The sequence below is a fragment of the Gordonia lacunae genome (assembly GCF_002149015.1).
GTDB lineage: Bacteria > Actinomycetota > Actinomycetes > Mycobacteriales > Mycobacteriaceae > Gordonia > Gordonia lacunae.
In genome coordinates this window covers 50,669-63,261 of record NZ_NGFO01000019.1, presented here as the reverse complement: position 1 = coordinate 63,261, position 12,593 = coordinate 50,669, and the positions used below count along the sequence as shown (strand labels likewise).

General features: G+C 66.6%; 13 protein-coding genes. 7 read left to right on the top strand and 6 right to left on the bottom strand.

Annotated features, from left to right (window positions below; genetic code table 11):
- Nucleotides 1-175 precede the first annotated feature (175 nt).
- Nucleotides 176-1,339, top strand: a complete 1,164-nt coding sequence (locus CA982_RS16575) for an ROK family transcriptional regulator (RefSeq protein WP_086536408.1) — start codon at nucleotides 176-178, stop codon at nucleotides 1,337-1,339.
- Nucleotides 1,340-1,375: 36 nt separating this feature from the next.
- Here the strand turns inward: CA982_RS16575 and CA982_RS16570 are convergent, their stop codons facing one another.
- Both CA982_RS16570 and CA982_RS16565 read right to left on the bottom strand, forming a co-directional pair.
- Complete coding sequence (locus CA982_RS16570) at nucleotides 1,376-2,221, bottom strand: ABC transporter permease (RefSeq protein ID WP_086536367.1); 846 nt, start codon at nucleotides 2,219-2,221, stop codon at nucleotides 1,376-1,378.
- Nucleotides 2,221-3,255: an ATP-binding cassette domain-containing protein gene (locus CA982_RS16565; protein WP_086536366.1), complete on the bottom strand. Its 1,035-nt coding sequence runs from the start codon at nucleotides 3,253-3,255 to the stop codon at nucleotides 2,221-2,223. Before CA982_RS16565 ends, CA982_RS16570 begins: the two co-directional genes overlap by 1 nt.
- Nucleotides 3,256-3,536: 281 nt before the next feature.
- On the opposite strand from CA982_RS16565, the gene CA982_RS16560 reads away from it, so the two are divergent.
- The 4 genes from CA982_RS16560 to CA982_RS16545 are packed head-to-tail and all read left to right on the top strand — an operon-like array spanning nucleotide 3,537 to nucleotide 6,596.
- On the top strand, nucleotides 3,537-3,938 hold the full coding sequence (locus CA982_RS16560) for a TOBE domain-containing protein (RefSeq protein ID WP_086536365.1): 402 nt from the start codon (nucleotides 3,537-3,539) through the stop codon (nucleotides 3,936-3,938).
- Nucleotides 3,935-4,693 (top strand): molybdate ABC transporter substrate-binding protein, encoded by a 759-nt coding sequence (gene modA, locus CA982_RS16555; protein ID WP_086536364.1) that lies wholly within the window; start codon nucleotides 3,935-3,937, stop codon nucleotides 4,691-4,693. The genes CA982_RS16560 and modA overlap by 4 nt, the downstream gene beginning before the upstream one ends.
- Complete coding sequence (locus tag CA982_RS16550; RefSeq protein ID WP_086536363.1) at nucleotides 4,690-5,511, top strand: ABC transporter permease; 822 nt, start codon at nucleotides 4,690-4,692, stop codon at nucleotides 5,509-5,511. Before modA ends, CA982_RS16550 begins: the two co-directional genes overlap by 4 nt.
- Nucleotides 5,508-6,596 (top strand): sulfate/molybdate ABC transporter ATP-binding protein, encoded by a 1,089-nt coding sequence (locus CA982_RS16545; protein ID WP_086536362.1) that lies wholly within the window; start codon nucleotides 5,508-5,510, stop codon nucleotides 6,594-6,596. The genes CA982_RS16550 and CA982_RS16545 overlap by 4 nt, the downstream gene beginning before the upstream one ends.
- A gap of 25 nt (nucleotides 6,597-6,621) precedes the next feature.
- Here the strand turns inward: CA982_RS16545 and CA982_RS16540 are convergent, their stop codons facing one another.
- Entirely contained in the window at nucleotides 6,622-7,173 is a 552-nt protein-coding gene (locus tag CA982_RS16540; RefSeq protein WP_244176326.1) for a TetR/AcrR family transcriptional regulator, read from the bottom strand.
- Nucleotides 7,174-7,268: 95 nt separating this feature from the next.
- On the opposite strand from CA982_RS16540, the gene CA982_RS16535 reads away from it, so the two are divergent.
- Together CA982_RS16535 and CA982_RS16530 are read left to right on the top strand one after the other, a co-directional pair.
- Entirely contained in the window at nucleotides 7,269-8,183 is a 915-nt protein-coding gene (locus CA982_RS16535; protein WP_086536360.1) for an alpha/beta hydrolase, read from the top strand.
- The gene (locus CA982_RS16530) at nucleotides 8,180-8,980 is read left to right on the top strand and encodes an SDR family NAD(P)-dependent oxidoreductase (RefSeq protein ID WP_086536359.1); all 801 of its coding nucleotides are present in this window, start codon (nucleotides 8,180-8,182) and stop codon (nucleotides 8,978-8,980) included. Before CA982_RS16535 ends, CA982_RS16530 begins: the two co-directional genes overlap by 4 nt.
- A gap of 92 nt (nucleotides 8,981-9,072) precedes the next feature.
- Here CA982_RS16530 and CA982_RS16525 read toward each other — a convergent pair whose 3' ends face one another.
- The 3 genes from CA982_RS16525 to CA982_RS16515 form a co-directional block, all read right to left on the bottom strand.
- A complete protein-coding gene (locus CA982_RS16525) occupies nucleotides 9,073-9,363 on the bottom strand; it encodes a hypothetical protein (RefSeq protein ID WP_144066044.1) in 291 nt (96 codons plus the stop codon).
- Between the two features lie 118 nt (nucleotides 9,364-9,481).
- On the bottom strand, nucleotides 9,482-11,299 hold the full coding sequence (locus tag CA982_RS16520) for an FUSC family protein (protein WP_244176324.1): 1,818 nt from the start codon (nucleotides 11,297-11,299) through the stop codon (nucleotides 9,482-9,484).
- A gap of 98 nt (nucleotides 11,300-11,397) precedes the next feature.
- Nucleotides 11,398-12,420: a linear amide C-N hydrolase gene (locus CA982_RS16515; protein WP_086536356.1), complete on the bottom strand. Its 1,023-nt coding sequence runs from the start codon at nucleotides 12,418-12,420 to the stop codon at nucleotides 11,398-11,400.
- Nucleotides 12,421-12,593 lie beyond the last annotated feature (173 nt).

The window sequence follows — 12,593 nt, the reverse complement described above, 5'->3', positions numbered from 1 at the left end:
CACCCGTACCCTGCGCAACGCCCCCGCTTCTCCTGTTCGGCGTCAGCCGGTCACCCGCGCGGTGCGTCGTGCTCCTCAGGGCTCTCGCCAGCCCGTACCGTTGACTTCCGTACCGCCGACTCGGACCCCGGGTCCGGTCGCCGACCGACGCGGACCAGTGAAGGGGGACCAGCGGGTGCACGTCGCAACGCCGCGCCTGGAGTTGTCGACCAAACCCGCGGCACTCGTCCTCCGGGCTGCCCGACTGTCCGGCCCGCTGTTCCGCGACGACGCGGCCGAGCGCACCGGGCTCAGCATCTCCACGGTCAATCGTCAGGTCAGCGCGTTGCTGAAGGCGGGCCTGATCCGTGAACGGGCCGACCTCGCGCCGTCGGGCGCCATCGGTCGTCCGCGGCTGCCGTTCGAGGTCAACATCTCCGAGTTCCTCACGCTGGGTATCCACATCGGTTACAAGGTCACCGCGATCACCACCCATGACCTGCTGCATCGCGTCGTCGGGGCCATCCAGATCCCGACTCCGCATGCCGACTCGCCGGAGGACGCGCTCACCGCCATCGGTGTCAGCGCGCGGCGCTTCGCCGAGCGCTGGACGGGCCGGCGGGTGCTGTGGGTGGGTGTCGCGCTCGGTGGGCGCGTGGCCGACGGCGGTGTCGTCGACCATCCCCGGCTTGGCTGGGAGGGGGCACAGGTCGGTCGGACGATCGCGGAGGCCGTCGGACTGCCCGTCTCGGTGGCGTCCCACGTCGAGGCCATGGCCGCGGCCGAACTCGTACTCAACCCCGACGACCAGCAGTCGAGCTTTCTCTACTTCTACGCGCGTGAGATGCTCGGCATCGCCTTCAGCGTCGGCGGGACCGTGCACACGCCGACCGCGGGACCGCCGGTGATCGGTCATTTCCCGACGGGTTCGACCACCCTGCTCGATCCGAACCGGACCGGCCGCCTGGAACCCGCGGTCAGCGACACCGGGGTCGTGGAAGCGGCTCGGGCTCTTGGCCTCTCGGTGACCGACGTCGAGGATGTCCATGCGCTGGCCCGCACCGGTGACGTGACGGCGCGTCGTCTGCTCGAGGAGCGGGCGGAAGTGCTGGGGCGCACGGTCGGGCTCATCGCCGACATCTTCAACCCGGACCACATCATCCTGGGCGGTCAGGCCTTCACCGACTACGCAGCGGGACTGCCCACGGTGGCCCGCGCCGTGCGGGAGACCTCGATCGTGTCCAAGCGCGATGTGCGCGTGTCTCATTCGGGAGCAACTGTGCAGCAGCAGGCGGCCGGAGCGGTCTCCCTCGACGCGATATACAGCGACCCGCTGCAAGCAATCACGTTGACTGCCTGAGCGGGTCGCGTCGACGAACCTCGGTCGGGTGGTGGTCTAATCCGAGGTCCGCTTGTTGTAGGCGCGCAGCGCGAACGGCGCGAAGATGAGCGTCAGCGCGACCGTCCAGATCACGGTGGCGAGGACCGGATACTGCAGCGGCAGAGCCGCATCCGGACCGAATGCCGGGCCGTTACCCCACAGCACACGCAATGCCTGGACCAGTGACGACATCGGGTTCCACTCGGCGATCGTCCGCAGCCAGGTGGGCATCGGCTCGGTCGGGACGAACGCGTTCGACAGGAACGTGATCGGGAACAGAACCGAGAACATGAAGCCGTTGACGGCCTCGACCGTCCGCAGCCACGAGCCGATGAGGATGCCGAACCAGATCATCGCGAAGCCGAAGAGCAGGAGCAGCGCGAACGCGAGGACCGCCTCACCGAAGGAGCCCCGGATTCGCCAGCCGATGGCCAGGCCGGTCACGGCCATGACGACGATGCCGATCGAACTGTGGAGCAGGCTGGCGATACTGCGTCCGATCAACACCGACGACCGCTGGATGGGCAGCGATCGGAACCGGTCGATGATGCCCTTCTCGAGGTCGGCGGTGATGCCGGTGGACACGATGAACGCGGTGAACACGATGGTCTGGCCCATGATGCCCGGGAGCAGGAACTCTTTGTACGACGCCGAGTCGGTCTGGATCGACGCGCCGAACACGTAGGCGAACAACAGCACGAACATGATCGGCTGAATGGTGACGTCGGAGAGCATCTCCGGCATCCGCTTGGTGTGGATCATGTTGCGCTTGACCATGATCCAGGCCTGTTGCCAGATCGTGGTCGGGTGGATCCGCGGCTTGTCCGCGACCACCGCGTGGGTGTGTGCCGTGGTCGTCATCAGGAACGCTCCTCGTCGGTGGTGTTGTCGGTGTCCTCGGCGTTGCTGGACTCCTCGGCGCGGTGGCCGGTGAGGGAGAGGAAGACGTCGTCGAGGCTCGGACGGGAGAGTCCGAAGTCGTCGACGGCGATGCCGCTCTCGTCGAACCATGCCGCGACGCGCGGCAGGTCGCCCAGGCCGCCGGCGGCAGTCGTGAGCCGGCGGGCCGCCACGTCGACGAACACCTCCGCACCGTTCTTGCGCAGCAGTGCCTCGGCGGCGGGTAGGTCGTCGGCGTGCGAGACGGTCAGCACCAGGCTCGCGGAACCGGCCTGCTCCTTGAGCTGGAGTGACGTGCCGTGCGCGATGATCGTGCCCTTGTCGATGACGACGATGTCGTCGGCGAGCTGATCGGCCTCCTCGAGATACTGCGTCGTGAGCAGCAACGTGGTGCCCTCGGCGACGAGCTCGCGCAGGACCTCCCAGAGTTCGGAGCGGCTGCGCGGGTCGAGGCCGGTCGTCGGCTCGTCGAGGAAGAGCACCGGCGGCGTGGCCAGGAGACTGACCGCGAGGTCGAGCCGCCGGCGCATGCCGCCGGAATACGACTTGACCTGCTTGTCACCGGCGTCGGCGAGTGAGAACTGCTCGAGGAGTTCTTCGGAACGACGGGCGAGAGTCTTGCGTCCGATGCCGTAGAGACCGCCGATCATGCGCAGGTTCTCGCGGCCGGTCAGGATCTCGTCGACCGTGGCGGCCTGTCCGGTGAGGCCCATGTTCTGGCGGACCATCCCGGGTTGCTCGCGGACGTCGTATCCGGCGATGCGCGCGGTACCGCTCGTGGGTGGTGAGAGAGTGGTCATCATCCGGACGGTGGTGGTCTTGCCCGCGCCGTTGGGGCCGAGCAGGCCGAGCACGGAACCCCGCGGCACGGTGAAACTCACACCGTCGACCGCGGTGAAATCGCCGAAGCGTTTCACCAGGTCGATGGCCTCGATGGCGACGTCGGAGGTCGCGACTTCTCCCGGCGCGGTGGCGGGAACTGTGACTGAGCTCATGATTCTCCACGGTATCTATGGGGTGTGACAGCCGCGACCGAATTTCGTGGCGTCCGGGTGAGGTCGGGGAACAATTCAGGGCACCTTCGGGGTGTGGTGGTCATCGTCGAGAGGTCAGACCGTCCACCCGCACCGAATTCATCGGTGCCGGCGCCAGGAATCCGACGGCCGGATCGAATCCGAGCGTAGAACCTCACGTTCGGTTGAGGTCAATACCGTCACTTTCCTCGTATGCGGCGATAGTGCACCGAAATTCCCGTGTCTGCGGGTAGGGTGTCGCGGTGACCGCAATTCGGATCAGAGATGCCGCCGCGCTGCTCGGCGTCAGCGACGACACCGTCCGGCGCTGGGTCGCAACCGGCGTCCTGGATACCTTCGACGACGGCCCGGTCGCCACCGTCGACGGGGCACGGCTCGCCGTCCTCGCCCGCGAGCGAGCGGTGGCACCGGACGACGGGGCATCGGTCGGACGCTCGGCGCGTAATCGGTTCACCGGTCTCGTCACCGAGGTCCGCACGGACACGGTGATGGCTCAGGTGACGTTGCAGTGCGGACCGTTCGAAGTGACGTCGCTGATGAGTGCGGACGCGGTTCGCGAACTCGACCTTCGGCCCGGCGTCGTGGCCACCGCGGTCGTGAAGGCAACCACCGTGATCGTCGAGACCAACAGGGAGAACCGATGAGGAGGCTCGCCGGCGCGGTCGCGACCGCCGGGCTGCTGCTCGTGGCGGGGTGCTCGCCGTCCGGCGGGGCCGACACAGGCTCCACCGCCTCGACGACTCTCGACGTCTCGGCGGCGGCATCGCTGAAGAAGACGTTCACCGCGATCGCCGACGAGTTCGAACGACAGCACGACGGCGTCACCGTGCGTATCTCCTTCGACGGCTCGTCGACGCTGGCCAACCAGATCCAGCAGGGCGCACCGGCCGACGTGTTCGCCAGTGCCGACGAGAAGAACATGGACAAACTCGGCGATCTCGCCGTCGGTCCGGCGGTCTTCGCCACGAACACACTGGTGATCGTCACGGCGCCGGGTAATCCCCGCGGCATCACGTCGTTCGCCGACCTGAACAAGCCTGACGTGACGACGGTGATCTGCCAGTCGGCGCAGCCGTGCGGTGCCGCCACCGAGACCGTCGAGCGCAACACCGGTGCCACCGTCGACGCCGCCTCGGAGGAACAGTCGGTGAGTGCGGTGGTGACCAAGGTGACGACCGGTCAGGCCGACGCGGGCGTGGTCTACGTGACCGATGCGCGAGGGGTGGGTGACAAGGTGGGCACCGTGACCGATCCGGCCTTCGCCGCCGTGGTGAACTCCTATCCGATCGCCACCCTCACCGGCGCCCGGGATGCCGAACTCGCCTCGCAGTTCGTCGACCTCGTCCGCGGTGCGGACGGTCAGCGCATCCTGCGCGACGCCGGCTTCGGAGCGCCTTGACCATCGGTTCGTTCATCCGCTCACGACGCGACCCCGCGGGGTTGCCCGGGTGGACGTACGGTCTGGCGCTGATCGGTGTCGGGTTGATCGTCCTACCTCCGCTGGCGCTGGTACTCCGTTCGCCGTGGGCCACCTTCGTCGAGCAGATCTCCTCGCCCTCATCGCTCGACGCGCTGCGGCTGTCACTGATCACCGCCGCGGTCAGCACCGTCATCTGCCTGATCGTCGGGGTACCGATGGCACTGATCTTCGCGCGACACGACGGCCCGGTCATCCGAGTACTCCGCGCAGTGGTGTTGTTGCCCTTGGTGTTACCGCCCGTGGTCGGCGGTCTGGCCCTGCTGTACACCTTCGGCCGGCTCGGGATCGTCGGCGAGCACCTACACGCGGCCGGCATCGACATCGCTTTCACGACAACGGCTGTCGTGCTCGCACAGACCTTCGTGGCGCTGCCGTTCCTCGTGATCAGCGTCGAAGGCGCGGTGCGCGTCGTCGGTACGCGATACGAGGAGGTCGCCGCGACGCTGGGTGCCGGTCCGACCCGGACCCTGTGGCGGGTCACCCTCCCGTTGGTCCTGCCGTCGCTCGTCGCGGGCCTGGTGCTCGCGTTCGCGCGGGCGTTGGGGGAGTTCGGTGCGACGATCACGTTCGCCGGGAATGCGCCCGGAGTGACCCAGACCGCGCCGCTGGCGATCTATGTGTCGGCCATCGACGACCCGCAGGCCGCGATTCCGTTGTCGCTCATCCTCGTCGCCGTGTCGCTGGTCGTCGTCGTGGGAGTGCACAGCCGTCGGTCGCGTGTCGGGGGTGGCTTGTGACCGGCGCGGATCTGGAGGTGTCCATCGACCTCGGGGTGCCCGCGTTGCGCGTCGAGCACCGGTTCACCGCCGGCGCGACCACCGCGGTCGTCGGGCCCAACGGAGCGGGCAAATCGACGATGCTGCGCGTCCTCGCCGGCCTGCTCCGTCGAGACGACCGGTGCCGGATAGCCCTTGGCAACAGAGTGTTCAACGACGCCACGACGTTCGTGCCGCCGAACCGGCGCGGCATCGCACTGCTGTCCCAGGATGCGCGCCTGTTCCCGCATCTGACGGTCGCCGACAACGTGGGGTTCGCGCCCGCGGCGCAACGTCTCACGAGGTCGGAGATCAGGGCACGAGTGGAACGCTGGCTGACGGCGACGGAGGTCACCGACCTCGCCGACCGCAAGCCGCACCAGCTCTCCGGCGGCCAGGCGCAGCGCGTCGCGATCGCCCGGGCGCTCGCCGCGCAACCACGAATCCTGCTGCTGGACGAACCGTTTCGGGCCCTGGATGTCGACGTCGCGAGTCGGTTACGCGCGCTGCTGCGCACGCTGCTCGCGGATCGGGACCGTACGACGATCATGGTCACCCACGACCCGGTGGACGCTCTCGGGCTGGCCGACGACATCATGGTCCTCGAGGACGGTCGCGTCGTCGAATCCGGTTCGACGCGTGAGGTTCTGGCACGGCCGACCAGTCGTTTCGCGGCGTCGCTGTCCGGGCTCAATCTGTTCGTGGGCCTCCTGGACGCGGGCGACGCCGTCGTCGACCCCTCCGGCAACCGGGTCGTCGGCAGTGTCGGTGACGACGGGCCGCAACCGGGTGCGGGCGCCGCGGCCACGTTCTCGCCGCGGGCCGTCGCCGTCTATCTCGAAGCGCCCCACGGTAGTCCGCGGACCACGCTGGCCGCGACCGTCCGTGACGTCGCACCCCGGGGTGACCACGCCGTGGTGACCGCCGAGGTGGGCGAGCAACTCGTCGCGGCCGAGGTCACCTGGGCGGCGGTCGCCGACCTCGGGCTCGTCGCCGGTCTCGGTGTCCACCTGGTGGTGAAGGCGAGCGAGGTGCGGATCAGCAGCGTCGGGCCTGCCTCGCTCTGACCTTGTGTTCACAGCGAAGAGTGGGTCAGCTCGTGGCCGACGGCCATCGAGCGGCCAGTGTCTCGCATATGGTGCGCTGTTCGTCCTCGTCCTGCCCGTGCGTCAACAGTCCCTCGACGGTGAACACGGCAATCGTCACCTCGGCGTCGACGGTCTCCGGAGGGACGCCCAGTGCCTCCAGTTCGGCACGGAACAAAGTCGCCGTGAGGAGGTGAAAGTTGTTGTGCCACTCGGCCACTGCTGGTGAATGCGGCACGCGGGCGTGCACCGTGGTCACCAGGCCGCTCATCTCGGTCAACCGCCGCACGATCCACAGCACCCGAACGGCGATCGGCTGGTCGGCAATCGCTTGATACTGGGGCCAGGCATCGGCCATGACGGCGGATACGACGGCAACGAGCACGTCGTCTTTGTCGGCGAAGTACCAGTAGATCGTGTTGGGTGCGACCCCGGCTTCCTTGGCCAGTCTGCTCATCGAGGTCGCCTCGTAACCGCTGTCGATGAACAGTCGCCGGGCGGCCGCGACGATCTCCTGGCGCTTCTCGTCGGCAGCTTGCGGCCTCTTGTTCCGCGCCACGGAAACATCACCTCCACACCATTCGGTCTTGAACGCCATTCAAGAAGCTGCTAGCTTGTTGAACACCATTCAAGATACCTGGTGGAGGCCCATCCATGACGCGTCAGTTCACCTACGTCCGATCCGATGTCACGTTCACGTCCGGCGAGGTCCGGTGCGCAGCCTGGCTCTACCGGCCGGAGGGTGTCGTGAACCCGCCCATCGTCGTCCTCGCTCACGGGTTCGCCGCATTTCGTGAACTGAGGCTCGACGCCTACGCCGCGCGATTCGCCCAGGCGGGGTACGCCGCCCTCGTCTTCGACTACCGCCATTGGGGTGCGAGCGAGGGCTCACCTCGTCGCATTCTCGACATCAGAAAACAGCACGCTGACTGGGATGCCGCACTCGCCTACGTCCGAGGTCTGGAGGGTATCGATACGCGTCGCGTGGTGGCCTGGGGGTCGTCGTTCGGCGGCGGCCACGTTCTGAGACTGGCCGCTCGCGACCACCATGTGGCCGCCGCGATCGTCCAGGTTCCGCATGTGAGCGGCCCCGCATCCGCGTTCTCCCGGTCTCCGGCTCTGGTGGCACGCCTGATCGCTGCCGGAGTGCGCGATCAGTTCCGAGCATGGACAGGACGGGCGCCCTACCGGATGGCCGCGATCGGGCGACCCGGGGAGATCGCGATGATGACCTCGCCCGGCGCTTACGAGCAAGTCGAACGGATGGGGGACATGCGTGAGGAACTGCTCGCCGAGAACGACGTCGCCGCGCGTATCGCGTTGCGTGTGCCGTTCTACTCTCCCGGACGGCACGCATCGGCCATCGAGGCTCCGGTGCTGGTGCAACTTGCGGCGAAGGACGACGTCACGCCGATCGGCAAGGCCCAGGCGGTTGCACGCCGCATACCGAACGGCGAGGTGCACACCTACGATTGTGGTCATTTCGAGCCCTACCTCGACCCGTATTTCGAGACCATCGTCGGCCGCCAGATCGACTTCCTCGACCGCCATGTCGGTGACCCGCGATGACCCCGAACACTCTCCGCCGAACAGCTCTCGTCACCGGGGCCTCCGCCGGGATCGGATCCGCGTTCGCTCGACATCTCGCCGCCGAGGGCCACGACCTGATCCTGGTGGCGCGACGCGCTGAACGACTCGACAAGCTCGCGAGCGAACTACGTCAGCAACACGGGGTTCTCGCGGAGGTCATTGCGGCCGACCTGAGTGACCCGAAATCACCCGCCGCGGCGATCGTCGATCGCGCGGACGACATGGGGATGCCGATCGACGTGCTGGTCAACAACGCAGGCATGTCCTCGAGTACCAAGTTCTCCGAGACGCCGTGGGAATCGGTCGCCGCCGAACTCCAGCTCATGGTCACTGCGGTGACCGAGCTGACCCATCGCGTGGTACCGGATATGAAGGCACGGCGCTGGGGACGGATCGTGAACCTGTCGTCTCTCGCCGCGGTATCGCCTCCAGGGGAGGGCTTGCTCTACACCGGAATCAAAAGCTATGTGCTGAACATGTCTCAATCGCTGGATATGGAACTCAGACCGCACGGCATTCATGTGACAGCACTGTGCCCGGGCTTCACGCACAGCGAATTCCATGACGTCATGGGCACGCGCGACGCCGCGGATCGGTTGCCGGGGTTCATGTGGCAGGAACCCGAAGACGTTGTCCGCGAGGGCTGGGCCGCTGTCAACGCAGGAAAACCCGTCTGCATCCCCGGCATCGTCAACAAGGTGTCCGCGGCAGCGATGCGCCCTATTCCTGGACGTGTCGGCTACTACCTCGGCCGTACACTCAACCCGTTCAAGTAGCAGCAAACGAAGTCACATGAACCCTCGGCAGGCGACCAGTTCGTGGGGAAAAAGACTGCGTCGTGCTGCCTGGCCCGCGCACGCGCATTGGATCAGGCGGCATCCGGGCGCGGGTTCCAATGACTGATCAGCCACCGCCACCTGCTCAGTCGCCACACCGCCGCGCCGACGATCGGAACGATCCACACGACCCCGATCCATGCCAGGCTGCGCAGAAAGCCGAGGCGGTTACTGATGACGTCGACGGTCGCAAACCCCGACAGCGTGACCCACACCGAGAAAAGGACCAACGCCGCGAAAGCGATGTAGAACGGTCGGTTGAAATCCGCGCTGCACGCAGCATCTCTGGCGCATTCCGATAAACCAGCCTCTGCGAGCAGCACATACACAATCTACTCGTCGTCGACTGCCGCACGGCCACCGTCGAGGGCAGTGTTCAGCCGCTCGGGTAACGCGGGTCGACATTAGTTCTCGATGGTCGAATCTCCTCGCTCGTCTGGCTCAGGTCAAGGAGGCAGAATCGGCTGACCGCGTGGCGCCGTCCCGACCGATTAGTGACCGCAGGTGTGCGAGTTCGTCGGCTAGTTCGCGTATTGCGGGGTCGGGGGAGAGATCGGCCCGGTCCGGTGGCGTTGGGGCGCGGTGTGGGACGTCGCGGCGGCTCACGCGATGTTCGAGCGCGGTCAGTTCGTCGGCCAGTGCCGACAGTTCAGCAGCGCTGGGTGTCGTTGCGGGTGCGGTCAGGGAGGCAGCAGCGCTGGTCACCCGGTCGGCGACGCGTTCGGTGGCGCTGATCACCGGAATCCATGCCCAGGCCTCGGCTCCTGCGGGCGGCGGCTCGGACAGAGTGCGTTGCAGGGTAGTTCGGGCGTCGGAGAGTCGACGATAGACGGCACGACGGTCGGCCGACACGGTGTCTGCGGGTGCGTCAACGGCCACGTCGTGAGCGTATTGACCCAAGACCGCCAGAGTGTCATTGAACGGACCGGCCATCTGCGCGTGGCGAGTGGCCGGCCAAATGAGGTATCCGGCGACGATGACGATGACGCCGCCGACCACCGTGGTGGCCACTCGCGCCTCACTGATGTCAGGAACCGACTCGTGGGGTACGACCATGTCGAGCAGCACCATGACCAGCGGGGTGAGGAACAACGCCTGCCACAGATATGACCGCGCCATCGCCCATGGCAGGCAGGCGGCAAACAGAGCGACACACAGCCCGGAAACAACCGGCCCGTCGACGAGCACAGCGACGGCTACGGCGATGACAGCACCGCAGACTGTGCCGAGGCACCGCAGCATCGCGCGACTGAACACCGAACCGAGGTCGGGCTTCATCACCAGCGCAACAGTCAGCGGAATCCAGTATCCGTGTGCGATCGGCAGCAGGATGTAGGCCGTATAGGCCAGGGCGGTACAGAGACTCAGGCGACCTGCGGAGGCCAGCAATGCGGGACCGGGCAGAGTCAATCGCACCCGCTCGGCCGGTGGAAGTGCCACCGCGCGCGGAGAATCACCCCATATGGCGTCCTCGAGCATGGCCAGGCGGATGAGGGTTCCGTCCGATGGGCGAGCCGGGGGACGGCTGCGATGGTTGAGGGCGTTGACGCAGTCGTCCAACCGTGAGGCTGTCGCCGCCGAGCGCTCTCGGTCGGCATCGTAGGCGAGTAGGCGCGCCAGAAGCTGGTCGGCGGCACGCGAAACTCGCGCAGCCCGGTCGTAACGAGTCGTGGGGCCGCCGGCGAGGCCACGACCGGCGATCGTCATCTGGTCGAAGGCGTCGAGGGCGTTGATCGCATGCGAGCGCTCGGCGGCCAGATCTGTGTTGCCTGCCGCCTGCGCGCGGGCGACGGCGGCGAGCGCGAGAAGAAGCGACACCAGTGAGTCACGCTGCGGTCGAAGGCGGTTGACGGCGGCCTCGATCGCCAGTGCCGATGCGTAGAGCGCGGCTCCGGCAATGAACAGTACTGCGGGTTCCCAATAGGGGCGGGCCGCCGGAACGCCGATGGTGATCGCGGCGATCACCACAGCTTGCATCGTGGCGATTGACAGCACCCCGGAATACCCACTGAGCACCCCCGACGTTCCGGCAACAGCAGCCATCACGATGATCATCACAACGTGTGGTGCCGAGGACAGCGCGCCGAGAAAGCACGCGGCTGCGACCATCGGTGCGGATACCGTGACCTGACGAAACCGTGCTCGATAGGGGAGCGCGTGTTCGCCGGCTGACAACAGCAGGGTGCCCATGCTGATCCACATCCCGACAACTGCATGGTCGGTCAGCGCACCGATGAGTACCGGGCTCGCGATGGTCACCGCGGAGCGAATCGATCGCCCCAGAGGCCATGGTGCCGGGGTGGTGGCGAGTAGGGAGCGCATCCACACCGTGGGCCGCCACGCCGGCGTCTCATCGCTCAGCGAGGTACCTCGGATTTTTCCAGTTGCTCGAGGAGTGCAAACGACAGGAAGCTCATCGGACCCTCGTCGGTGAACTGTCCTCCGACGTTGCCGGCGATGCCACCGTCAACCGAGAGTTTGCTCTGCAGGTCTAGTTTGAGTTGCGGGGCACCGGCCGTGAGGTCCAGATCGTCGAGGTCGACCCAGACGATGTTCGGGCGGGTGGTCGATTCGAAGACGTACCGTTTGTTGGTCAGATCGGTGACTGTCTGCCAGATGGTTTGCGACGCATCGGGTTTGCCGGGGTCGGGCTCGCGGAACGGCTGTGCGGCGTTGCGGATGACGCTGAACATGCTGGCGATCGCTTCGACTTTGCCTGCCGGCTGGGGGAGGCGGCCCGCATAGTAGGCGGCGCGGGCGAATCGGTGCTCTGCTTCGGTGTCGCCGGGCAGAGGCTGGTCACCGCCGAGGCCTTCCCATCGGCCGAGTAGCTGTATCTGCTGATCGTAGGTCGGCGAATTGGTCATCACGTGGTAGGACCGGTCGTGGTAGACGTGGGGCTTGCCATCGATGTACTCGATGATCGCCGAGTCGCCACCGGCGTCGTCGAGAGCGAGGTGGATGGTGGGTGGGTTGCCGCCGGTCGGGTCGGGCATCTGGATGACCTGCACGTTGGTGTCTTGCACCCACTGCACGGCCTCGGCGACGTTCGCGAAGTTGTCGAGGAAGTACTGCAGCCAGATGGCTTGGCTCAGTGCGGGCCTCGAGGCGTCTCGTTCGCCGTAGGTGGACTCTGCCAACCAGAGGACGTGCCCGGCGAGTCCTTCTTCGTTGATGCCATCCACCGAGATGATGTCGAAGGCTGCAGCGATCACGCTGCCGTACTTCGACGTCCAGGTCAGTTCACCCTGGACGCCGTCATCGCGGCTGATACCGCGGGGTTGAGTCCACAGGTTGGTCATCAAGTCCTTGTGGAAATCCATGTTCCGGCCCACGAGTACCGCACCTGCAGCGTCAGGCCAAATCACGCGGGTACACATCGTCGATCACCACTTTCTGCGGGGACATAGGAGTATTGACTCGCCGAAGGTCCTGGACACATAAAGGCTCGCGGTTCCGCGATCGGCCTAGGAGCGCTCTCTCATGGTCCACAACCACTTCAGGTGGTTAGGACCGTAGTACGCACACAGCAGCCGACAGGCTCATTGAGACT

Excerpts from the sequence above, each read along its gene's own strand:
- CA982_RS16515 (WP_086536356.1), bottom strand. The coding sequence starts at position 12,420 with ATGTGTACCCGCGTGATTTGGCCTGACGCTGCAGGTGCGGTACTCGTG.
- modA (WP_086536364.1), top strand. The coding sequence starts at position 3,935 with ATGAGGAGGCTCGCCGGCGCGGTCGCGACCGCCGGGCTGCTGCTCGTG.
- CA982_RS16530 (WP_086536359.1), top strand. The coding sequence starts at position 8,180 with ATGACCCCGAACACTCTCCGCCGAACAGCTCTCGTCACCGGGGCCTCC.
- CA982_RS16565 (WP_086536366.1), bottom strand. The coding sequence starts at position 3,255 with ATGAGCTCAGTCACAGTTCCCGCCACCGCGCCGGGAGAAGTCGCGACC.
- CA982_RS16570 (WP_086536367.1), bottom strand. The coding sequence starts at position 2,221 with ATGACGACCACGGCACACACCCACGCGGTGGTCGCGGACAAGCCGCGG.
- CA982_RS16535 (WP_086536360.1), top strand. The coding sequence starts at position 7,269 with ATGACGCGTCAGTTCACCTACGTCCGATCCGATGTCACGTTCACGTCC.